At 72.1% G+C, this 21,676-nt stretch carries 18 protein-coding genes; 7 read left to right on the top strand and 11 right to left on the bottom strand.

Translation table 11 applies throughout. The annotated features are described in order from the left end of the window. Positions 1–41: 41 nt before the first annotated feature. Positions 42–1,334, bottom strand: a complete 1,293-nt coding sequence (locus M8J73_RS27370) for an aspartate kinase (RefSeq protein ID WP_055536890.1) — start codon at positions 1,332–1,334, stop codon at positions 42–44. A gap of 436 nt (positions 1,335–1,770) precedes the next feature. Here M8J73_RS27370 and M8J73_RS27365 point away from each other — a divergent pair, with 436 nt between their 5' ends. Continuing rightward, on the top strand, positions 1,771–2,499 hold the full coding sequence (locus M8J73_RS27365) for a response regulator transcription factor (protein ID WP_055536889.1): 729 nt from the start codon (positions 1,771–1,773) through the stop codon (positions 2,497–2,499). Continuing rightward, positions 2,496–3,992 (top strand): HAMP domain-containing sensor histidine kinase, encoded by a 1,497-nt coding sequence (locus tag M8J73_RS27360; RefSeq protein ID WP_055536888.1) that lies wholly within the window; start codon positions 2,496–2,498, stop codon positions 3,990–3,992. The genes M8J73_RS27365 and M8J73_RS27360 overlap by 4 nt, the downstream gene beginning before the upstream one ends. Before the next feature lie 171 nt (positions 3,993–4,163). On the opposite strand, the gene M8J73_RS27355 is transcribed toward M8J73_RS27360, so the two are convergent. Further along, on the bottom strand, positions 4,164–4,664 hold the full coding sequence (locus M8J73_RS27355) for an SgcJ/EcaC family oxidoreductase (protein WP_055536887.1): 501 nt from the start codon (positions 4,662–4,664) through the stop codon (positions 4,164–4,166). Positions 4,665–4,917: 253 nt separating this feature from the next. On the opposite strand from M8J73_RS27355, the gene M8J73_RS27350 reads away from it, so the two are divergent. Beyond that, entirely contained in the window at positions 4,918–5,760 is an 843-nt protein-coding gene (locus M8J73_RS27350; protein WP_055536886.1) for an alpha/beta fold hydrolase, read from the top strand. Between the two features lie 69 nt (positions 5,761–5,829). On the opposite strand, the gene M8J73_RS27345 is transcribed toward M8J73_RS27350, so the two are convergent. From M8J73_RS27345 to M8J73_RS27320, 6 genes are all read right to left on the bottom strand, one after another. Continuing rightward, positions 5,830–6,765, bottom strand: coding sequence for a M56 family metallopeptidase (locus M8J73_RS27345; RefSeq protein WP_055536885.1), 936 nt, complete (start codon positions 6,763–6,765; stop codon positions 5,830–5,832). A 177-nt stretch (positions 6,766–6,942) separates the two neighbouring features. Further along, complete coding sequence (locus M8J73_RS27340) at positions 6,943–7,368, bottom strand: hypothetical protein (RefSeq protein ID WP_055536884.1); 426 nt, start codon at positions 7,366–7,368, stop codon at positions 6,943–6,945. Between the two features lie 40 nt (positions 7,369–7,408). Further along, positions 7,409–9,745: a tetratricopeptide repeat protein gene (locus M8J73_RS27335; RefSeq protein WP_055536883.1), complete on the bottom strand. Its 2,337-nt coding sequence runs from the start codon at positions 9,743–9,745 to the stop codon at positions 7,409–7,411. Positions 9,746–9,864: 119 nt separating this feature from the next. Beyond that, a complete protein-coding gene (locus M8J73_RS27330) occupies positions 9,865–10,527 on the bottom strand; it encodes a DUF5063 domain-containing protein (RefSeq protein WP_055536882.1) in 663 nt (220 codons plus the stop codon). Next, positions 10,520–11,119, bottom strand: coding sequence for a recombination mediator RecR (gene recR / locus M8J73_RS27325; RefSeq protein ID WP_055536881.1), 600 nt, complete (start codon positions 11,117–11,119; stop codon positions 10,520–10,522). Before recR ends, M8J73_RS27330 begins: the two co-directional genes overlap by 8 nt. A 119-nt stretch (positions 11,120–11,238) precedes the next feature. Further along, positions 11,239–11,583: a YbaB/EbfC family nucleoid-associated protein gene (locus M8J73_RS27320; RefSeq protein WP_249829193.1), complete on the bottom strand. Its 345-nt coding sequence runs from the start codon at positions 11,581–11,583 to the stop codon at positions 11,239–11,241. A gap of 262 nt (positions 11,584–11,845) precedes the next feature. Between M8J73_RS27320 and M8J73_RS27315 the strand changes: the two genes are divergently transcribed. After that, positions 11,846–12,616: an SLATT domain-containing protein gene (locus M8J73_RS27315; RefSeq protein ID WP_249829192.1), complete on the top strand. Its 771-nt coding sequence runs from the start codon at positions 11,846–11,848 to the stop codon at positions 12,614–12,616. Positions 12,617–12,989: 373 nt separating this feature from the next. Here M8J73_RS27315 and M8J73_RS27310 read toward each other — a convergent pair whose 3' ends face one another. From M8J73_RS27310 to M8J73_RS27300, 3 genes are all read right to left on the bottom strand, one after another. Then, the gene (locus M8J73_RS27310) at positions 12,990–15,248 is read right to left on the bottom strand and encodes a serine/threonine-protein kinase (protein WP_249829191.1); all 2,259 of its coding nucleotides are present in this window, start codon (positions 15,246–15,248) and stop codon (positions 12,990–12,992) included. A gap of 188 nt (positions 15,249–15,436) precedes the next feature. Further along, positions 15,437–15,904: a MarR family winged helix-turn-helix transcriptional regulator gene (locus M8J73_RS27305; protein WP_055541380.1), complete on the bottom strand. Its 468-nt coding sequence runs from the start codon at positions 15,902–15,904 to the stop codon at positions 15,437–15,439. After that, on the bottom strand, positions 15,901–16,509 hold the full coding sequence (locus tag M8J73_RS27300; protein ID WP_055541379.1) for a DJ-1/PfpI family protein: 609 nt from the start codon (positions 16,507–16,509) through the stop codon (positions 15,901–15,903). The genes M8J73_RS27305 and M8J73_RS27300 overlap by 4 nt, the downstream gene beginning before the upstream one ends. Before the next feature lie 309 nt (positions 16,510–16,818). Between M8J73_RS27300 and M8J73_RS27295 the strand changes: the two genes are divergently transcribed. The 3 genes from M8J73_RS27295 (at position 16,819) to M8J73_RS27285 (ending at position 21,622) form a co-directional block, all read left to right on the top strand. After that, positions 16,819–18,174 (top strand): aspartate aminotransferase family protein, encoded by a 1,356-nt coding sequence (locus tag M8J73_RS27295; protein WP_055541378.1) that lies wholly within the window; start codon positions 16,819–16,821, stop codon positions 18,172–18,174. Positions 18,175–18,455: 281 nt separating this feature from the next. Continuing rightward, a complete protein-coding gene (locus M8J73_RS27290) occupies positions 18,456–19,148 on the top strand; it encodes a GntR family transcriptional regulator (RefSeq protein ID WP_055541377.1) in 693 nt (230 codons plus the stop codon). Continuing rightward, positions 19,145–21,622, top strand: a complete 2,478-nt coding sequence (locus M8J73_RS27285) for a dolichyl-phosphate beta-glucosyltransferase (protein WP_249829190.1) — start codon at positions 19,145–19,147, stop codon at positions 21,620–21,622. Before M8J73_RS27290 ends, M8J73_RS27285 begins: the two co-directional genes overlap by 4 nt. Positions 21,623–21,676 lie beyond the last annotated feature (54 nt).

Below are 21,676 nucleotides of genomic sequence, written 5' to 3'. Positions count from 1 at the left end.
ACGGCCGGTGCCGCCGCCGTACGGACCGTACGAACGGACCGTCATCGGCCGGTGCCTCCGTAGACGACGGCCTCGTCGCTGTCGGAGTCGAGTCCGAAGGCGGTGTGCACGGCGCGCACGGCCTCCGGGACGTCGTCGGCACGGGTCACGACGGAGATGCGGATCTCGGAGGTGGAGATCAGCTCGATGTTCACGCCCGCGTCGGACAGCGCCTCGAAGAAGGAGGCCGTGACGCCGGGGTTGGTCTTCATACCGGCGCCGACCAGGGAGATCTTGCCGATCTGGTCGTCGTAGCGCAGGGAGTCGAAGCCGATGCCGGCCTTGTTCTTCTCCAGCGCGTCGATCGCCTTGCGGCCCTCGGTCTTGGGGAGGGTGAAGGAGATGTCCGTGAGGCCGGTGGTCACGGCGGAGACGTTCTGCACCACCATGTCGATGTTGATCTCGGCGTCGGCGATGGCGCGGAAGATCGCGGCGGCCTCGCCCGGCTTGTCCGGGACGCCGACGACCGTGACCTTGGCCTCGGAGGTGTCGTGCGCGACACCGGAGATGATGGCCTGCTCCACCTTCTGTTCCCCTTGCTGCTGCGTCTTTCCGACGACTGGCTCGTTGCTGACCCACGTGCCCTGAAGTCCGCTGAAGGACGAGCGGACGTGGATCGGGATGTTGTAGCGGCGGGCGTACTCGACACAGCGGTGGAGCAGCACCTTGGAGCCGGACGAGGCCAGCTCCAGCATGTCCTCGAAGGAGATCCAGTCGATCTTCCGGGCCTTCTTCACGACCCGCGGGTCGGCGGTGAAGACACCGTCGACGTCGGTGTAGATCTCACAGACCTCGGCGTCGAGCGCGGCGGCCAGCGCGACGGCGGTCGTGTCCGACCCGCCGCGGCCCAGCGTGGTGATGTCCTTCTTGTCCTGGCTGACGCCCTGGAACCCGGCGACGATGGCGATGTTGCCCTGGTCGACGGACTGCCGGATACGGCCCGGCGTGACATCGATGATCCGGGCTTTGTTGTGGACCGAGTCGGTGATGACGCCTGCCTGGCTACCGGTGAACGACTGGGCCTCGTGACCCAGGTTTTTGATCGCCATGGCCAGCAGGGCCATGGAGATACGCTCTCCGGCGGTCAGCAGCATGTCGAACTCACGTCCGGCAGGCATCGGAGACACCTGCTCGGCGAGATCGATCAGCTCGTCCGTCGTGTCGCCCATCGCGGAGACCACGACAACCACCTGGTTGCCGTTCTTCTTGGCTTCCACGATCCGCTTGGCGACGCGCTTGATGCCCTCGGCATCGGCTACGGAGGAGCCTCCGTACTTCTGCACGACAAGGCCCACGTGCGCTCCTCGCTCGGTTTCGTCCCTTATCCGCACATACACAGGTACTGCGGTCGGCTCAGTCTATCGAGCGGCCGAATCCCGCCTCCGGGCTCCCGCATGGTGAGATGTCCCGCTCACCTTTCGATCACCTCGGATTCCTGCGGGCCTCCGCCGGATTTCACCCCGGCTTCTTCGCCGGGAGACCGTCGGTGGTCAGGCCGCTCCGGGGTGGTCCCTGCCCGCCCCGGGCACGCCGCAGTCATAAAGTGGGCGAGGTCACTCGGGGGGCGCAGTCCCGACACGGGCCGCCGCGAGGGCCTTCCCCTCCGGCCGCGAAGCCCCGCGGAGTCTTCCTCCCGGCCTCGTGGCCACCGCAGAGACTCCCCTCTACGGCTTCGGGCCACCGCGGAGACTTCCCCGACCGTCTTAAAGTTCAACGATTATCGTTCCGCCTGTGCGCGTACTTCTGGTGGAAGACGACGAGCCGGTGGCCGAGTCGCTCCGGCGTGGCTTGCAGCGATACGGCTTCGAGGTGGAGTGGGTGTCCACGGGCGGGGCGGCGCTGACGTACGACGGCCCGTACGACGTGGTGCTCCTCGATCTGGGGCTGCCCGACACCGACGGGCTCGACGTCTGCAAGGCGCTGCGGGCCCGCAGTACCGTGCCGATCATCGTGATCAGCGCCCGCAGCGACGAGACGGACCGCGTGGTGGGACTCGAACTCGGCGCCGACGACTATGTCTCCAAGCCGTTCGGGGTGCGCGAGGTCATCGCCCGGATAAGGGCGGTGATGCGCCGGGTGCAGCCGCGCCCCGCGGACGCGCCCCCGGCCGGGCCCGACCGGTACGGTTCCCGGCTCACCGTCGACCGCAAGGCCGCGCGGGTGCACCTGGACGGCGCGGAGGTGGGGCTGGCCCCCAAGGAGTACGACCTGCTGGCGTTCCTCACCGAGGAGCCGGGCGCGCTGATGTCGCGCGAGCAGATCATGGAGGCCGTCTGGGACGCGAACTGGTTCGGCCCGACGAAGACGCTCGACGTGCATGTGGCGGCACTGCGACGCAAGCTCGCGGGCGCGATCACCATCGAGGCGGTGCGCGGGGTGGGCTTCCGGCTCATCGTGAACGGCGCCGACGAGAAGGCCGGCGCCTCCGGCGGCGCGAGCGGGAGCAGCGGCGCGTCATGATCCGCCAGCTCATCCGCAGCTATGTGCTCCTCGTGGCTGTGGCGATCGCCCTGTTCACGGTGCCGGTGGCGTTCACGCTCACCGACCAGTTGCGGGGCGACACCCGGGAGTCCATCACCCGCGAGGCGAGGACGATGGCCCGGCTCCTCGGCGCCGGTGACGTCGCCTCCTGCGAGGCGCTGGCGAGGATGGCCGGGGCCTATCCGAAGAAGGAGAAGGTCGAGGTCTCGGCCACGGACCGGTGCGTACGGGAGACGCTGCGGCGGCCGACGCGGGACGCGGCGCTGACCAGGGCCCTGGAGCGGGGCGAGGCGACCGTCGACTGGGGCTCCGACTTCATCTGGGGCAAGAACCTGGTGGTCACGGTCCCCGCCTTCGCCCACCCCGCGACCGGCGAGGAGCCGGCCGACGCCCCGGCGGACGGGACGGCCACCGACGGCGCGAAGGCAGACGGGACGAAGGCGGACGGGAAGAAGCGGGCGGTCGGTAAGAAGCGGGCGGTCGGGAAGAAGGGGGCGGACGACGTCGTCGGCGCCGTCCGGATCAAGTTCTCCACCGACCACCTCACCGCCCGCCTCTGGCAGATCTGGGGCTTCCGGGCGGGCCTGGCCGTACTCGTCCTGCTGGCCGCCGCGGGCATCGGCGTGTTCGCCGCGCGGCGCCTTACCGCCCCCCTGCGCCAGCTCAACGAGATGGCGAGCAAGATGAGCGACGGCGACCTGAAGGCGCGTTCCGCGATCACCGGCCCACAGGAGACACAGACCCTCGCGCGCACCCTCAACCAGGCCAGCGAGCGCCTCGACACGCTCATCGCCTCGCAGCGCATCTTCGTGGCCGACGCCTCCCATCAGCTCCGCACCCCCCTGACGGCGCTGCGCCTGTCGCTGGACAACATCGCGGACGGTGTGGACGACGAGTTCGTGAGGGAGGACGTGGAGCAGGCGACCGCGGAGGTGGTCCGGATGAGTCGGCTGGTCAACGGGCTGCTGGTGCTGGCCCGGGCCGAGGCGAAGGTGACGGCGGCGGAACCCCTGTCGCTGCGGGACGTCATCCAGGAGCGCCTGGACGTGTGGAGACCGGCCGCCGACGAGCGCGGAGTCACCATCACGCTCAGGGGGAGTGCCGACGGCCGGCCGCTCGTGCTGGCCAGTCCCGGTCATCTGGACCAGGTCCTGGACAACGTGCTGTCGAACGCCCTGGAGGTCTCACCGGACGGTGCGACCATCACCGTGCGGGCGGAGAGCCGGGGCGACGAGGTGGTGCTGTCGGTGCTGGACGAGGGGCCCGGTATGTCGGACGCCGAGAAGTCCCGTGCCTTCGACCGCTTCTGGCGCGGCCAGGGCCTCACCGGCAAGTCCGGTTCGGGCCTCGGTCTCGCCGTCGTCAAGCAACTCGTCACCGACGACGGCGGAACGGTGATCCTCAAGGACGCGCCCGGCGGCGGCCTGTGCGTCGCGCTCACCCTGCGGGCGGCGCGACACGGGGGCGGCTGAACCGAAGGGCGGCGAACCGGAGAGCGGTGGAACCGCAGGCGGCCGGGGCCGGAGGGGTGGCTGAGCCGGAGGGCCGCCGGGCCGGAGGGGTGGCTGAGCCGGAGGGCCGCCGGGCCGGAGGGGTGGCTGAGCCGGAGGGTATGGATCAGCCACCGGTTCGGGTGCCGGCGATCAGCCCTCCGGCATCGCCGACGAGTGGTGGTTCACAATCTTCCAGATGCCGTCGCGCTTCTCGTACTCGTACGTGTAGCGGGCCTTGACCACGCGCTTCTCGCCGGTCTTCGGGTCGGTGAGCGTGAACTGGTAGACACCGGTGTCGATCGCGGAGTTGCCGTCCAGGACGTTGACGATCGTCTGGATCTTCTTGCCCTGGGGCTTGTTCTCCAGGAAGTGGTGGAAGTAGTCGACGATTCCGGCGCGGTCCGTGCGGACCTTGTTGGAGACGGTCGGCAGCAGCACCGCGTCCTTCGCGTAGCGGTCGGCCACCTTCTTCGGGTCCCCGGTCCGCAGCGACTTGTTCCAGCCGTCGAAGAGCGCCGCGATCTCCTTCTTGGAGGGCTTCTTCGGGGCGGACTCGGCGCCGGCCATGCTGACGCCGGCGGTCACCGTGCCGGCGGTGACGAGAGCGGTGGCGGTGACGATGGCGGCGCGTATGCGGTTCTTGCGGGTCATCGTTGACTCCTGTGCGAGTGTGGGGTTCTCCTGCCTCCGCCTCGTGTGCGGTGGAAGTGACTCCAGATTCGCGGGGAGCCGGTTAGGGTCCGTGCAACGGAGATACAGCGGTGGGACAGGGATCGTACAAAGACGCACCGCGACACCTCGGTCACCCTCGGTACGGGACCCGGACCTCTGAAAGTCCTTGTGCCGCACTGGAGTTGCTGCTCACAGCAGTGACGTCGGCGTTCACCGGGGTAAGCAGACAGCCATGAGCGAAGTGCTGCTGACTGAGACTTTCCGGAGTACGTCGGGGGACGTGCGGTGGGGCAGGGTCGGGGAGGACGGGCAGGACCCGGTCGTGCTCTGTCACGGCACCCCCTTCTCCTCCTACGTCTGGCGCGGCATCGCCCAGGCGCTGGCGGGCACCGGCCGGTACCAGGTGTTCGTGTGGGACATGCCCGGGTACGGGGAGTCGGACATGCACACCGGTCAGGACGTCTCCCTGGCCGCCCAGGGACGGGTCCTCGCGGAGCTGCTGACGCGGTGGGAGCTTCACGAACCCTCGGTGGTCGCCCATGACTTCGGCGGGGCGGTCTCCCTGCGGGCCCATCTGCTGCACGGGGCCCGCTACCGCGCGCTGGCCCTCGTCGACCCCGTGGCGCTCGCGCCGTGGGGTTCCCCCTCCTTCCGGCTGCTCGGCCGGCACGCCGACGTCTTCGAACAGCTGCCGTCCGCGCTGCATCGGGCCCTCGTGCGGGAGTATGTGAGCTCCGTCGGCGGACCCGGACTGCACCCGGCGGTCATCGACCGGCTCGTCGAACCGTGGCTCGGCGAACACGGGCAGCCCGCCTTCTACCGGCAGATCGCCCAGGCGGACCAGGCCCACACCGACGAGATCCAGGACCGGTACGGGGAGATCGGCATCCCGGTGCTGGTGTGTTGGGGCGAGGACGACGGCTGGATCCCCCTTGCGAAGGGGCGGGAGCTGGCCGCCCGCATCCCGGGTGCGCGCTTCGAGCCGATCACGAGCGCGGGACACCTCGTCCAGGAGGACAACCCCGCCGAACTCACCGCCGTACTGATGGACTTCCTGCGGGAGCACGCGGCTTGAGGGACTTCCGGGCGGGAGCGCTCGGCTTGATGGACTGCCTGCGGGAGCGCTGGACCTGGAGGCTGTTCTCTAAAGCGTCCCCAACGCCGGTGCGAAGGCGATGAGGAGCGGGAGGAGGGCGAGGAGCGCGGCGGCGGTCGTGGTCGCCGCGCGGCGGGTCCGGTCCAGGCGGGGCGGCGGCGACAGCAGCCGCTCGACGCGGTCGCCGAGCAGTCGGCGGGTGCTGGCGCAGCTCAACACGCCCCGGTGCTGGTTCAGTTCGATCAGCGCGAGCGCGGTGGTGAGGTGGCCGCAGCGGCGGGACGCCGTGTCGTCGGCGGCGAGTTCGACGAGACGGTGGGTCTGGTCGGCGAAGTGCGCGAAGAGCGGGACGCGCGGGAAGCCGGTCGCGAGGGCCGTGGAGAGGTGGAGCAGCCAGTCGTGGCGGGCGCGGGCGTGGCCGAGTTCATGGGCGAGCACGGCGTCCAGCTGACGGTCGGTAAGTTTGGCCAACGCGCCGGTGGTGACAACCAGTTGAGGAGGAGTGCCGGGCATCAGCCAGGCGTCCGGGTACTCGTCCTCCAGCACCAGCAGGGGGCCCTGCGCGTCGGGCAGGCCGGCCGGCAGATCGGGGGCGCGCTCACGCAGATGGGCGCGGCGCAGGAGGCGGCGGCGCCGGGCCTCGACGAGCTCCCGGGCGAGCATGGCCCCGCTCCACGCGGCCCCGCAGGCCAGCAGCAGCGTCAGGACGGCCGTCCAGGGCGGCGCGGCCGTGAGGTCGTACGCGGCGGTCACGGCCGGCGGCGCGGGCGCGAAGGCATGCGTGCGGACCGTCCCGAACACGGCCGCCGCGCCCAGCACGAGCGCCGCGAGGCAGCTGAGCAGCGCCGCCGCGACGAGGCACTGCCACGCCCACAGCGCGACCACGGGTTCCCGCTCCGGCCACCCGGCCCGGAGCAGCGCACGGGGCCCCAGCACGGCGGCGGCCAGGGCCACGGCGATGAGAAGGAGCAGGAGGACGGTCACGTCGGTGGTCCGCTTCCTTGTCGGGGGGAGGCACGCAGTACGTACGACGGTGCACACGCTACCGCTGGTACCGGCCTCCATCAGGCGCCGTGCACGCCCGAATCGGCGGACCGTCCGGCCGGGTCATGGTCCCGGGGCGACCATGCCGCCGCCCCGGAAGCCGCGTCGCGCGCCCGGTCACGTCCCCGTGGACGCCGTTCCGATGTCGCCGCCTGCGGCGATGGAGCCGGTCCCGGACGCGGTCACCCCACCCGCCGGCGGTGCGGGCGCAGGAGTCGGGGACGGCGCCGGGGACGCGGGCGCCGGGAGGGCCGCGCCCCCTGTGGAGGCCGCACCGATGCTGCCGCCCGCGGCGATCGCGCCGGCTCCGGACGCGGTGACCTGCGTGTGCCCCGCGGGCGCGGTGGGTGGCGTCGGCGGTGCGGAGGAGCCGCCGAACTGGGCGACGACGGCGAGCACGAAACCGAAGAGGCCCACCGATCCCCCGGCCACACTGGCGATCTGGTCCGCCGTCCCCAGATCGACGAAGGCGAAGCCGACCAGTGTGGCGACGCCCGCGCCGCAGACGCCGATCCCCGCCCATGCCCATGGCTTGAGTGTCATGGGGGCATCATGCCCGGCCCGATGCCTTGCCCGAACGGGCTCAGTGCTCGCTGGGTGCGTCGGGAGCTTCCGAGTGCTCCGGTCCTGCGTCGAGGTCGGATGGACCGGACTCCGCCCAGTCCTCGGCGGCGGTGTGCAGGGCCTGGAAGACGTTCAGCAGGAAGCCCGTGATCGGATGGTCCTCGCCCAGGGAGGTCAGCGCCTCCACCATGTGACGCACCCCCCGCTCGACGTACCGCTCGTCCTGGGTGGCCGCGTACACACCCAGCAAGGTCATCCTCGCGCTGAACGTGTCGGCGTGGTCCTCACCGAGCACTCGCAGACAGGTCTCCAGGTTCCGTTCAGCCGCCGCCACGTCCTCCTCCGTCGGGCGGGCGAGCGTCATCGGTCCGAAGAGGCTGACTTCCTGGACCACGTCGCGGGCCGCGGTGACGACGCCCTCACCGACCATGGCCGCGTTGAAGAACTTGAACACGGCGGCCATGGAAGGCAGGGGAAGGGACGCCTGCTGCGCCAGCATCATGACGGTGCTCTTGGTGGCGAGGGTCTGCGGATGTTCCTCGCCCAGGGCGCGTACGCAGTCGTCGAGCAATTCCGCGGCCAGGTCCCGGGCACCTGCCGGGTCGCCGGCCTCGGCCAGGGCCATGACCACGGAGCCCCGGGCCGCGAACGTCCGGTGGTCGTCCTCGCCAAACACCCGGACACGGCCCGCGAGCGCCTCCTCGGCCAGGGTGAGCGCCCGCGGGGCGTCACCCGCGAGGGAGACCAGTTTGTAGGCGCTCAGCTGGGCCGAGAACGTCAACGGGTGCTCGGTGCCCAGGACCCGGAGGCAATCCGCCAGGGTTCGCTCGGCGATCCCGGCGGCCTGCTCGATGTCGAGTGACATCCGCTGCGCGTGGGTGAGCTGGACGCTTACGTCCAGGGTCTCCTCGGAGTCGGCCCCGTGCAGGCGTACGCAGCACGCCTCCGCGCGTCGGAGCAGGGCCAGTGCGCGCGGAATGAGTCCGACCGAGGCGCCGAGCATGTAGTCACCCGTCCGCGTGAGCAACCGCGCCATCACCGCGGAGTCGTCCTGCTCGCGTGTGTGCCGGGCGAGTTCCTCCACGTGCGGCAGCAGTGCCCGCATGACGGGCCAGACGGAGGGGTCGTCGACGTCGTCGGGCACGGCCTGGCCCAGCGCCTCCGTCGCCGCGGTGCGCGCGTCCTCGACCGCAGTGGGGCTCCGGTGCCGGTCGGCGGTGTCCTTCGTACGGGAGACCGCCTGCACCAGGCGGTGGACGGACACCGTGTCACCGTCGCCGGAGAGAGTGACCATGCTGTGGGCCGCGAGACGGCCGAGCGCCCCGCGGACGGCCGGGCGGGAGCCGAGGCCGCCGAGCAGGGTGCGCGGGATGCCGTCGGGGGCGTACCAGGCGAGCGTCAGCAGAATGCGCGCGGTCAGCGGATCGTCGGCGAGGCGGTCCAGGGTGACGTGCCAGACGCGGGCCACGGTGCGTTCGTGGTCCCTGTTCTCGTCCTTCGCCGCGTACATCTCCGCCGGCACGTCGGCGAGGTCCTCCAGGTACTCGCGGGCGGTGCAGCCGCTCTGTTCGCAGTACGCGGCCACCTGCGCGATCGCGAGCGGGAGGTGTCCCAGTTCCTCGCAGAGTTCGGCGGCGTCGGGGTCCTGGCGGTGGCGCAGGGCGAAGAGTTCCACCGCGTCGTCGCCGGGCAGCACGTCCAGGGGCACCGGTTTCGCGATGCCCCGCCAGCCCGTCGACTGCCGGCTCGTGATCAGGAAGCGGCCCGAAGTCGCCCTGGAGAGGAGCGGGATGACGTCGTCGGGGTTGGAGACGTCGTCGAGGACGAGGAGCCATCCGGTGTGGGAGGCGAGCCATCTCAGAGCCCACTCTGCCAGTTGCTCCTGGGGCAGGAGGGCGAACAGGGACGGCTGGAGGGCGATCGCGAGGTCGGCGAGACCCGTGTCGATCGCGGAGCGGCTGTCGGCCCTGATCCACCAGGCCGGCGCGTCGGCGTGGCTCTCGCTGTGGCGGGACGCCCAGCGTGCGGCGAGCGTGGACTTGCCGATGCCGCCGAGGCCGTGCAGTACGTGGGCGAGCGCCTCGCCGGGGACGGTCGACGCATCGTCCAGGGCGGTGAGTTCGTCCGTGCGGCCCACGAACATCGTCGCGCGGGAACGGAGGTTGTTCAGGCCCGGCGGGCAGTCGACCGACTCCGCCTGCGGGCACGCCAGCGGTGACATCAGGTGCGCGGTACCGATGTTGAGGCCGACCGCGCCGGGTCCGGTGAAGGCCTGGCCGCCATTGCCCGCAGTGGCGACGGCAGCCGTTCCGGAGGCGTCCACGGCGGTGGGGCGATGGTCGGGCGAGGCACTCATGCGTTCCATGATGACCGCCGGTGGTGTGGATCGTCATGCGTACGGCGGGAGTCGGACGCTCTCACGCGCCGCACTCCCGCCGTGTGCTCACACGTCGGCCTACGTGGCCCTCAGCAGACCTACTTGACCTTGCGCAACCCCAGCGGTCCCGCGATCTCCTCCGCCATGACCTTGCCCGCCTCGAACTCCAGGGTTTCGTCACCCATGAGTTCCTGGTCGGTGTCGAGGCCGTCGAGTTCGGCCAGCGGCTGGTTGAGGCGGACGTGGGCGACCAGGGACTGCAGGGCGCGCAGGGTCGCCGAGGCCGTGGAGCCCCAGTTGGAGAAGTAGGAGAACTGCCACCACCACAGCGCCTCGGTGGTGCGGCCCGCGCGGTAGTGGACCATGCCGTGGCGGAGGTCGGCCATCACATCGACGAGGTCGTCGGAGATCCGGGCCGGCACGGGCGCCTTGCGGGGCTCGTACGGGTCGAAGACCTCGGAGTAGACGTCGACCGGGTCGAGCATCGCGGCCAAACGTTCCCGCAGCTCGTCGACGTCCTGCTCGGGGCCCGGGTCGGGCTCATAGCGCTCGTCCGGCACGATGTCCTCGTGCGCGCCGAGGCGGCCGCCCGCCAGGAGGAGCTGGGAGACCTCCAGCAGCAGGAAGGGCACGGCCGAGTCCGGCTCGTCGCCCTTGGCCACCTCGGTGACCGCGACCAGGAAGCTCTCGATCTGGTCCGCGATCTGGACGGCGAAGTCGTCCGGGTTCAGGCCGGTCGCGTGCAGCGTGGCGTCAGACATCCAGCAATCGTCTCCCCTCGAAGGCGCGGCCGAGGGTCACCTCGTCCGCGTATTCCAGGTCGCCGCCCACTGGGAGGCCGCTGGCCAGGCGGGTGACCTTGAGGCCCATGGGTTTGATCATGCGGGCGAGATACGTGGCCGTGGCCTCGCCCTCCAGGTTGGGGTCGGTGGCCAGGATCAGCTCCGTGACCGTACCGTCGGCCAACCTGGCGAGAAGTTCCCGTATCCGCAGGTCGTCGGGTCCGACGCCCTCGATGGGGCTGATCGCGCCGCCGAGGACGTGGTACCGGCCCCGGAACTCACGGGTCCGCTCGATGGCGACGACGTCCTTCGGCTCCTCCACGACACAGATGACCGACGGGTCGCGGCGGGTGTCGCGGCAGATGTTGCACAGCTCCTCCTGCGCGACGTTGCCGCAGGTCGCGCAGAAGCGGACCTTCGCCTTGACCTCCATCAGGGCCTGCGCGAGACGCCGTACGTCCGTCGGCTCCGCCTGAAGGATGTGGAAGGCGATCCGCTGCGCGCTCTTGGGACCGACGCCGGGCAGCCGCCCCAGCTCGTCGATGAGGTCCTGGACCACGCCTTCGTACACGGACTGCCGTCCTTCCTGGTGTCTTTCAGTACGTACCGTAGTCGGCCGCCGCCGGTCCGAGGAAGGCGGTACGGGGCACGGATGGGGTCGGTGGAGGGGGGATCAGGGGGAGATACGGCTCAGAAGGGCAGGCCGGGGATGCCGGAGCCGCCGCCGAGACCCTGGGCGAGGGGGCCCAGCTTCTGCTGCTGGAGGCTCTGGGCGTTCTCGTTGGCCGCCTGGACGGCCGCGAGGATCAGGTCGGCGAGGGTCTCGGTGTCCTCCGGGTCCACCGCCTTCGGGTCGATCTTCAGGGCGCGCAGCTCGCCGGAGCCGTTGACCGTGGCCTTGACCAGGCCGCCGCCCGCCTGGCCCTCGACCTCGGTGTTCGCGAGCTCCTCCTGGGCCCGCGCCAGGTCCTGCTGCATCTTCTGGGCCTGCTGGAGCAGCTGCTGCATGTTGGGCTGGCCACCACCGGGGATCACGTTCAGCTCCCTCGTTTCGCTCTCTTGCGGTCGCCCACGAGCCTACGTGGTCGGCCCGGCCCGCGCGGCGCCACTCTTTCGAGTGAGCTGGCGGGGATTCGTATACCTGATCAAGGACCTCTTCCAGGCGGAAAAGCCATGAAACCGGGGTTTTCGCCACCCGTTGGGAGGTAGGAAGAGGCCGTGCGCACGGCCGGTGACGCGGCGGTGCGCGCACGCGTCTCGCACTGTCGTCAGCGGCGTCGTCAGTAGGGAGTACCGGGTGAGCCAGCCGGAGATGCAGCCCGAGGGGTCCCCCCAGGACGGGCGGGGTGAGGGGCCGGGGCTGTGGGCCGAGCCGTGGACCGGGGCGGACGGGCCGTGGGCGGGTGATCTGACCGGGCGGCCCTTTCCGCACGGGGACTGGGCGGTGCCGGCGGAGCGGCTGGACGAGCTGTACCGGTGGGTGGAGCGGGCGGCGCTGGAGACCGCCGCGTGGTATCTCGCGGACCGGGTGGGGAAACGGCTGGCGGCGCGGGTGCTGCGGGTGGGGGCGGCGGTGGGCGCGCTGGCGGGGGCCGGGCTGCCGCTGCTGGACGTCACCGGAGCGGTCGGCGGCATGGCCCCCTGGGGATACCTGGCCCTGCTGGGCGGGGTGGCCTGTGTGGCGGCGGATCGGTTCTTCGGGCTCACCTCCGGGTGGATGAGGGACGTCGCCACGGCACAGGCGGTGCAGCGGCGGCTTCAGGCACTTCAGTTCGACTGGGCGTCGGAGAGCGCGCGGGAGGTGCTCGGGCCGACGGAGGGGACGGCCGGGGAGGCGGCGGAGCGGTGCCTGTCGGTGCTGCGGCGGTTCTCGGAGGACGTGACGGAGCTGGTGCGGGCGGAGACCACGGACTGGATGGTCGAGTTCCGCGCGGGGGCGGCGCCGCTGGGCATCCAGACGGCCGGGTCCGTCTCCCGCCCTACCGAGCTCCCGCCCGGCGGCCGACTGCCGCTGCCGCCGGGGGCACGGCCGAACATGCCGCGCCAGCGACCGCCGGATACGCGGTGACCGGGGGCCCACCTTTCGGGTGCGGGTGAGTGGGGGGCCGGGGCGCCTATAGCTCGCGGGTGCGGATGCGGGTGCGGATGCGGATGCGGGTGCGTGGGGGTTGTTCGCGCAGTTCCCCGCGCCCCTGAAAAGCGACCGGGCTGCACCCGTGCTTTTCAGCCGAAGGGCGGGCCGCAGGCCCAACCCTTCCGGGGAGGGCGGGCCACAGGCCCGTCCCTTCAGGGGCGCGGGGAACTGCGCGAGAAACCACGACGTGCCCGCACCCGCACCCGCACCCGCACCCGCACCCGCACCCGCACCCGCACCCGCACCCGCACCCGCACCCGCCGAACCAACGGCGCACCCCCGAGCCAGGAGGCGCCCCAGCCCCCGCTCAGCCCTTCGTGTACGTCACCGACTTGCCCGCCGTGTCCACCCGGCGCAGGCGGCCGTCGGGCAGAAGGGTGACCGTGGTGGCCGCGCCCGGTGAGCAGGACGTGGCCGGTTCGCCCTCGGTGACCGTGGAGGGGCCGATCCTCAAGGGGCCGTCGTCGTCCGGCTCCTCGCTCAGCTCCGCCTCGAACACGCAGTGGTACGTGCCGCCCCCCTCCAGCGGGCCGTCCGCCGTCAGGGAGAGCACGGTGTCGCCGACCTCGCCCTGCTGGATGACGAGTTCACGCGTGTCGGACCCGTCGGAGCCGCTGAGGGTCGCGGTCCAGGTGCCGAGGAAGTCCTCCGGGATCGTGCCCGCGTCCGGGGACTCGGTGGTGGGGTCGGGAGAGGTCTCCGGGTCGGTCGGCCCGGGCGTCGTCGGCCCGGGGGTCTCGGGCCCGCTCGTCGTGGGTCCGCCCTTGGCGTCGTTCTTCTTGCCGCCCTCCTCCCCCTTCTTCATCAGCGCGTACACCGAGCCGCCCGCGCCGAGCGCCACCACAAGGGCGACCGCGACGAGGACCACGGAGGAACGCCTGCCGCCGGACCGGTCCGGTCTCGGACGGCCGCCGGGGCCCAGGAGGGGCGTCGGCCCGTACGGAGGGGTCGCGCCGAGGCCGCCCGCGGCGCCGGGGGCCTGGTGACCGCCGTACGGCTGCTGCCCCCCGTACGGCGCCTGCGCCCCGTACTGCTGCGGATCGGCGTACGGCTGCTGCCCGTACGTCCCGTACCCGGCCTGGCCCTGCGGGGCGCCCTGCGGATAGCCGTAGCCGGGGGCCGCGCCCGGCGGCTGCCCGTACCCGGCCGGGGGCTGATGCGCCGGTTGCTGGTGCGGGAAGCCGTACGCGGCGTGGCCGGGCGGCGAGGCGGGCGGGGGCGGCTGGGTACCCGCCCTCACGACCTGGGTGGGCAGCCGGTCGAGCGGGGCGGAGCCCGGCCCACCGGCCCCCGGCGTGCCCGGCGGAGGCGGCACGGCACCGCCCTCGGGTCCGGTGGAGGCATGACCGGGGGCGCCCTCGGGGTGGCCGGAGGGGCCCGCGTACGGGGATGCCGGGGCGCCCGGCGGTGTCTGCGCGCCCTCGGCGGGCGCCCCCGAGGCGGCGAACCCGGCGGCGGCAGCGCCAGCGGACGGCTGCTTGGTGAGGTCGGGCGACCCCGACCCCCCGCCCTCAGCCGGACCGCCGGGCACGCCAGGTACCCCGGACGCCCCCGGAGAACCCTGGCCGGCGGCCCCGCCCGCCGAGGCGCCGACCGCGCCCGCGGCTCCCGCGCCGTACGGCCCCTCTCCCCCCGGCGCGGCCTCCTCCGGGTCCTCCGTGTCGAGCAACTGGACAGCGTGGCGGCCGAGTTGGGCGACGAGGGCGCTCGGCAGCCAGGGGTCGCGGGAGCGGCCCGCGAAGACCGTGTCCTCGGCGCCGGTGCGCTGGAGGATCTGGGCGAGCGTGGGGCGGGCGGCGGGGTCCTTGCGCAGACAGTCCCGTACGAGGTCGTACAGGCCCTCGGGCAGGCCCTCCAGGTCGGGTTCCTCCTCGGCGATGCGGAACATCAGCGCGTGCACGCCGGAGTGGGCGGCGCCGAAGGGGAGATTGCCGGTGGCGGCGTAGGAGAGGACGGAGCCGAGGCAGAAGACGTCGCAGGCCGGGGTGATGCGGTCGCCGCGGACCTGCTCGGGTGCCATGAAGCCCGGCGAGCCGACGAGCGCGCCGGTGCGGGTGAGCCCTCCGTCGGTGATCGTCTCCAGGGCTCGCGCGATACCGAAGTCGATGACACGGGGTCCGTCGATCGTGACGAGGACGTTGGACGGCTTGAGGTCGCGGTGGATGAGCCCGGCCGCGTGGATGTCCTCCAGCGCGTGGGCGAGCCCGGCGGCGAGGATACGGACCGTCCGCTCGGGCAGCGCGCCGTGGTCGCTGCCGACCACGGCCTGGAGGGACGGACCGGCGACGTACCCGGTGGCCACCCACGGGATGTCGGCCTCGGTGTCCGCGTCCAGGACCGGCGCGGTCCAGTACCCGCCGACCTGCCGGGCGGCCTGCACCTCCTGCCGGAACCGGGCCCGGAACTCCTCCTGCTCCGCCAGTTCCTGCCGTACGTGCTTGACGGCGACAGTACGGCCGCGGTCGGACCGCGCCAGATACACGTTGCCCATCCCGCCGGCCCCCAGCCGCGCGAGCAACCGGTACGCCCCGATCCGCTGCGGATCCCCCGGCCCGAGCTTCTCCATGGCCACCACCCCCCGCCTCTCCCCCGTGTGATCCCCTGCGCATGTGTACGCGTGCCTGTCGCGCCGTACGTATGTGTACGCGCGTCTGTCGCGTACGTACGGTTACGCCGTCTACATGCTGAACGCGCCGAACGTGCGCAACGAACCGATCGTAGTGCGGAGGCAGGAGCTGGCGGGTGGGGCGGTGTCTACGGTTCCGTAACAGCCTCACGCCCGGCGGGCAGGTCCTCCAGCGCGGCCGACAAGGCCTCCAGGACCCGGACGGTCTCGGCGAACCCCTCCTCGCCGAGGGCCTCGGCGAGCCGGTCGGCGAGGGCCGCGTGACCGGGGTCGATCTTCTCGACGGCGGCGCGTCCCGCCGGGGTCGGGGTGAGGAGCTTGGCACGGCGGTGGGCCGGGTTCGGGACGTACGCGGCGAGGCCGCGGTCGACGAGGAGGTCGGCGACGCGCTGCACGCTCTGCCGGGTGATGCCCATGGCGCGGGCGACCCCGGACACGGGCAGCGGCTCGGGGAGCACCGCGCCGAGGACCTGCCACCAGGCCGCCGTGAGCCCCGCCGGACGTGCCAGCTCGTCGGCGACGGACAGGAACTGGCCGTTGAGCCGGAACACACCGAGGGCGGTGCGGCTGAGCAGGTCCTGTCGCGCGCGGCTCATCGGGCGGCCGCTTCCAGGACGGCGTACGCCTCCGGGTCCGAGTCGTGGAACAGGCGGTACCAGGCGTCGAGGACCTCGCCCTCGTAGACGCCGAGGAGCCGGAAGACCTCGCGGGCGAAGGCGACGGGTTCGGTGGGGCCGGCGGTGACGAGCAGGCCGTCCGCGTCGGTCACGGCGTCCGTGTCGACGTAGTGGTCGGCGCCCTTGTAGCCGGTGGCGGCGAGGTAGAAGGGGGCCGCGCTGGTGTGGGCGCGGTCGTCCAGCAGCCCTTCCCGGGCGAGCCCGGCGGTCGCCCCGCAGATCGCGGCGACGGGGACGCCGGCGGCCAGGAACTCCCGGGCCTTGCGGGCGAACGGGGCGAGGTCGTCGCCGGTGTCCCAGAGGTCCGCGCCGGTGAGGATCAGCAGGGAGCTGTCCTCCGGGCGGAGGTCGGCGAGGGCGGTGTCCGGCTGGATACGGACGCCGGCGAGGGTCCGCACGGGGGTCCCTGTCGGGCCGACCGTACGGATCTCGTGGCCGGCGCGGGCGAGCCAGGCGGTGGTGTGGCCGGTCTCCCAGTCGGCGTAGGTGTCGTAGACGGCGAGGTGGACGGGGGCGCTGGTCATGGCTTCTCCTCCGGGGCCGTTCGTTGTTATGACAGCATGCTGACACATTGCCAGGATGCTGTCAATGAAGGGCGCGTTATGGCTCGGGGTGCGCGGTCTGTTCGGCGGGTGCGGGTGCGTCGTGGTTGCTCGCGCAGTTCCCCGCGCCCCTGGAGGAACAGGCCTGCGGCCTGCCCTCCCCCAGCGTCCTACCGGTGGGTCCGCGGCGCTCTACCACCCCTTGGGGCGACACACTGTCGCGGCGCGGAGCTCTGCTGCAGACAGGACGCCGATGTCGGGGCCGCACCGCTGGCCCCTACCCTCGACGCCATGACCCCTCAGCCCAACCCCCAGCTCGGCGCCGCGGTGAAGGCGGCGGACCGTGCGCACGTGTTCCACTCCTGGTCCGCCCAGGAGCTCATCGACCCGCTCGCAGTCGCCGGCGCGGAGGGGTCGTACTTCTGGGACTACGACGGCAAGCGCTACCTCGACTTCACCAGCGGGCTCGTCTACACGAACATCGGCTACCAGCACCCGAAGGTCGTCGCGGCCATCCAGGAGCAGGCGGCAACGCTCACCACGTTCGCCCCGGCGTTCGCGATCGAGGCCCGCTCGGAGGCGGCCCGGCTGATCGCGGAGCGCACCCCGGGCGACCTGGACAAGATCTTCTTCACCAACGGCGGCGCCGACGCCGTCGAGCACGCCGTCCGTATGGCCCGCCTGCACACCGGCCGCCCGAAGGTGCTGTCCGCGTACCGCTCGTACCACGGCGGCACCCAGCAGGCCGTGAACCTCACCGGTGACCCCCGTCGCTGGGCCTCCGACGCCGGCACCGCCGGGGTCGTGCACTTCTGGGCGCCGTTCCTCTACCGGTCCCGTTTCTACGCGGAGACCGAGGAGCAGGAGTGCGCCCGCGCGCTGGAGCACCTGGAGACGACGATCGCCTTCGAGGGTCCGTCGACCATCGCCGCGATCATCCTGGAGACCATCCCCGGCACGGCCGGGATCATGGTTCCGCCGCCGGGCTATCTGGCCGGCGTGCGGGAGCTGTGCGACAAGTACGGCATCGTCTTCGTCCTCGACGAGGTCATGGCGGGCTTCGGGCGGACCGGCGAGTGGTTCGCGGCCGACCTCTTCGACGTCGTCCCCGACCTGATGACCTTCGCCAAGGGCGTGAACTCCGGTTACGTCCCCCTCGGCGGTGTCGCCATCTCGCCGGCCGTCGCGGAGACGTTCGCCCGGCGGCCCTACCCCGGCGGTCTGACGTACTCCGGGCACCCGCTGGCCTGCGCCGCCGCCGTCGCGACGATCAACGTCATGGCGGAGGAGGGGGTCGTGGAGAACGCGGCGGCGCTCGGCGCGTCCGTCATCGAGCCGGGGCTGCGCGCCCTGGCCGAGCGGCACCCGTCGGTGGGCGAGGTGCGCGGCGTCGGCATGTTCTGGGCGCTGGAGCTCGTCCGGAACAAGGAGACCCGCGAGCCCCTCGTCCCCTACAACGCCGCCGGCGAGGCCAACGCGCCCATGCTGGCCTTCGCGGGCGCCGCCAAGGCACAGGGCCTGTGGCCGTTCGTGAACATGAACCGCACCCACGTCGTCCCCCCGTGCAACATCACGGAGGCCGAGGCCAAGGAGGGCCTCGCCGCCCTCGACACGGCCCTGACGGCGGCGGACGAGTTCACCGTCTGACACCGCCCGCCCAGGAGCGCCGAAGGGCGTCCCCGGTTACACGACCCGGGGGCGTCCTTCCGCATGTGCCGCGCCTCGCCCACCTTCTCCCCCGTGAGGGAAAACCGCACGCCAGGTGGCCGATTTGTGTCGGTCGGCGCCCGTACGGCGCCGCCGTCGCGGTGGTGGGCCCGAAACAGCCTCCCCGGAACGCGAACGCGTAAGGTGACGTGCTCGTAAGAGAACGCAGAGACCACGCACAGGAATGCGTACGCGTACGCGGATGGGGGAAGCGGACCACGATGCCCGGCACCGGCACCGGCGGCGGCAATGGCGCCGTGACTCGAAGCACCCTGCGGCAGCAGCTCGCGGACGCGCTCCGTGACGAGGTGCTGGCCGGCCGACTGAAGCCGGGGCAGGAGTTCACGGTGAAGGAGATCGCCGAGCAGTACGGGGTGTCGGCGACGCCCGTGCGCGAGGCGCTGGTGGACCTGTCCGCGCAGGGGCTGCTGGACGCGGTGCAGCACCGCGGTTTCCAGGTGCACGAGTACTCGCTGGGCGACTACCGGCACATGGTCGAGGCCCGCATCCTCATCGGTGACGGCATGTTCCGCCGGCTCGGCGACCGGAAGATGGACACCCGTACCGCCGCGGCGCTCGCCGGGGTGCGGCGGCGCGGCGAGGAGGCCCGGCGGGCCGCGGCCGCCGGTGATCTGAATATCTTGATCGGCTACGACCTGCGGTTCTGGCGCGAGCTGATCGTCCTGTTCGGCAACCCCTACCTCTCCGACTTCCTGCACCGGCTGCGGGTGCAGTCCTGGGTGTGCGCGGTGCAGCACCTGCGCCGGGCGGACGACCTCAAGGGCCGGCTGTGGGACCGGTACACCGACCTCGTCGACGCGCTCACCCGCCGGGACGCCCTCACCGCGCAGGAGATCATCGCCGAGTACGACGACCACTCGCTGACCCTCGTGGAACGGCTGGCCGGCGAATGAGCGGGGCCCGCACGGGCGCCGGCCCCCGGGTCGGCGTCGATCTGTCCGTTGTCGTCCCCGCCTACAACGAGGAGCGGCGCCTCGGCCCCACCCTCGACGCGATCGTCTCCCACCTCACCGCGACGGAGGCCGCCGAGACCTGGGAGGTCCTCGTCGTCGACGACGGTTCGACGGACGGTACGCGCGAGGTCGTGGCCGCCGTCACCGAGCGCGACTCACGGGTGCAGCTCATCAAGGGCGGGCCCCGCAACCGGGGCAAGGGCCACGCCCTGCGCCTCGGGGTGTGCGCCTCGTACGGCCGCCGGGTGCTGCTGACGGACGCCGATCTCGCCGCGCCCATCGACGAGTTGGAGCTGCTCGACAAGGCGCTCAGCGAGGGGCACGCGGCGGCGATCGGCTCCCGTGAGGCACCGGGGGCACGCATCGAGCGGCGGCAGCACCGGCTGCGCGAGAACCTCGGCCGCGCGGGCAACCTGCTGATACGCGGGCTCGTGGTGCCCGGCATCCGCGACACCCAGTGCGGGTTCAAGCTGTTCGACGGCGAGCGGGCCCGGGAGGCGTTCGCCGCCTCCCGGCTCGACGGGTTCGGGATAGACGTCGAGATACTGCGGCACTTCCGGCGCGCCGACTGGTCCGTCGCCGAGGTCCCGATCCGCTGGTCCCATCAGCCCGGTTCGAAGATCCGCGCCGGGGACTACGCCCACGTCCTCGGTGAACTCGCCTCCCTGAAGGGCCGTTCGGTCCGGGCGGCGGCCCGCTCCCTGCGCCCCGCCGACGTCCTCGCCGTCGTCGTCTTCCTGCTGATGGCGGTGACCCTCTACGCCGGCCGCTGGATCGACCCGAACGGCCGCTACCTCCCCGACTCGCTCCAGGACCAGAACCAGTGGGAGTGGTTCTTCGCCGTCACCGCCGACAACGTCGCCCACCTCAGGAACCCTCTGTTCACCGACTTCCAGGGCTTCCCCGACGGGGTGAACCTCATGGCCAACACGGTCATGCTGGGCCTGTCGGTGCCCTTCACGCCGGTGACGCTCGCCCTGGGCCCCGCGGTGACCCTCGGCCTCGTGATGACGCTGGGTCTGGCCGCCACCGCCGCCGCCTGGTACCGACTGCTCGTCAAGCGGCTCGTACGGCATCGGGGCGCGGCCTTCACGGGTGCGGCACTCGCCGCGTTCGCGCCCCCGATGGTCAGCCACGCCAACGCGCACCCGAACTTCATCGTCCTGTTCATGATCCCGCTGATCATCGACCGGGCCCTCAGGCTCTGCGCGGGCACCCGGACGGTACGGGACGGTGTCGTCCTCGGCCTGATGGCGGCGTACCAGGTCTTCCTCGGCGAGGAGCCCCTGCTGCTCGCCGCGATGGGCATGCTGCTGTTCGCCGCCGCGTACGGGGCCGTCCGGCCGGACGTGGCCCGCGCCTCCTGGCTCCCTCTCCTGAAGGGCCTCGGTGTCGCGGCCCTCACCACGCTCCCCCTGGTGGCCTTCTTCCTGTCCTGGCAGTTCTTCGGCCCGCAGAGCTACAAGAGCATCGGCCACGGCGACAACGCCGGGAACAGCCCCCTCGCCCTGCTCTCCTTCGCCGAGCGCTCCCTCCTCGCGGGCGACCCGGAGCGGGCGGACGCGCTCTCCCTCAACCCCACCGAGCAGAACGCCTTCTACGGCTGGCCGCTGGTGCTGCTGGCCCTCGGCATCGTCGTACGCCTGTGGGAGCGCCCCCTGGTGAAGGCGCTCGGCTTCACCGCGGTCGCCGCCGCCGTCCTCTCCCTCGGCCCCGAGATCCGCCTCCCGCGGACGGACCTCGTGCTGCCCGGACCGTGGGCGCTGCTCGCCGACCGGCCGCTGTTCGAGTCGGTCATCGAGGGCCGGGTGGCGATGATCTGCGCGCCGGTGCTCGGCATGCTGCTGGCGCTCGCCTTCGAACGGCTGGCGGAGGTGCCGGGCCTCGGCACCCGGTACGTGGGGTTCCTCGCGATCACCCTGGCGCTGCTGCCGATCGTCCCGGCCCCGCTGAAGTCGCAGGACCGGCCCGAGGTGCCGTCGTTCATCGCGGACGGCACCTGGCGGACGTACGTCGACACCGCGGCCGGCGAGACGCTCGTGCCCGTGCCGCTGCCGGACCCCGGCAACGCGGAGGCGCTGCACTGGCAGACCACGGCCCGCTTCGGCTTCCGGATGCCCGGCGGCTACTTCAACGGCCCCTACGGCGAGGACCGCACCGGGATCTACGGCGCCGTACCGCGCCACACATCCGCCCTGCTGCGGGACGTGCGCTACACCGGCCGCACCCCGGTGATCGGGGAGGCCTGGCAGGCGCAGGCCCGCAAGGACTTCGCGTACTGGCACGCGGGCGCGCTGGTCCTGCGGCCGCAGTACTACGACAAGCAGTTGCGCGCCACGGTGGACAAGCTGGTCGGGCGTCCCGGTAAGTGGGTGGGCGGTGTGTGGGTATGGGACCTGCACGAAGGGGAGTGAAGGCGGCGTTCAGCGACTACGCTTCTTCCCCGCCCACACTGTGAGGAGTGCTCC

Origin of the sequence: Streptomyces neyagawaensis (assembly GCF_023516595.1) — a bacterium.
GTDB lineage: Bacteria > Actinomycetota > Actinomycetes > Streptomycetales > Streptomycetaceae > Streptomyces > Streptomyces neyagawaensis.
Note: the sequence above shows the minus strand (reverse complement) of the source record. Positions and strands in the feature narration are given on the sequence as shown.

Bases quoted from the DNA above. Each gene is read 5' to 3' on its own strand.
- M8J73_RS27360 (WP_055536888.1), top strand. From the start codon at position 2,496: ATGATCCGCCAGCTCATCCGCAGCTATGTGCTCCTCGTGGCTGTGGCG.
- M8J73_RS27355 (WP_055536887.1), bottom strand. From the start codon at position 4,664: ATGACCCGCAAGAACCGCATACGCGCCGCCATCGTCACCGCCACCGCT.
- M8J73_RS27350 (WP_055536886.1), top strand. From the start codon at position 4,918: ATGAGCGAAGTGCTGCTGACTGAGACTTTCCGGAGTACGTCGGGGGAC.
- M8J73_RS27340 (WP_055536884.1), bottom strand. From the start codon at position 7,368: ATGACACTCAAGCCATGGGCATGGGCGGGGATCGGCGTCTGCGGCGCG.
- M8J73_RS27335 (WP_055536883.1), bottom strand. From the start codon at position 9,745: ATGAGTGCCTCGCCCGACCATCGCCCCACCGCCGTGGACGCCTCCGGA.
- M8J73_RS27330 (WP_055536882.1), bottom strand. From the start codon at position 10,527: ATGTCTGACGCCACGCTGCACGCGACCGGCCTGAACCCGGACGACTTC.
- M8J73_RS27310 (WP_249829191.1), bottom strand. From the start codon at position 15,248: ATGGAGAAGCTCGGGCCGGGGGATCCGCAGCGGATCGGGGCGTACCGG.
- M8J73_RS27305 (WP_055541380.1), bottom strand. From the start codon at position 15,904: ATGAGCCGCGCGCGACAGGACCTGCTCAGCCGCACCGCCCTCGGTGTG.
- M8J73_RS27300 (WP_055541379.1), bottom strand. From the start codon at position 16,509: ATGACCAGCGCCCCCGTCCACCTCGCCGTCTACGACACCTACGCCGAC.
- M8J73_RS27295 (WP_055541378.1), top strand. From the start codon at position 16,819: ATGACCCCTCAGCCCAACCCCCAGCTCGGCGCCGCGGTGAAGGCGGCG.
- M8J73_RS27290 (WP_055541377.1), top strand. From the start codon at position 18,456: ATGCCCGGCACCGGCACCGGCGGCGGCAATGGCGCCGTGACTCGAAGC.
- M8J73_RS27285 (WP_249829190.1), top strand. From the start codon at position 19,145: ATGAGCGGGGCCCGCACGGGCGCCGGCCCCCGGGTCGGCGTCGATCTG.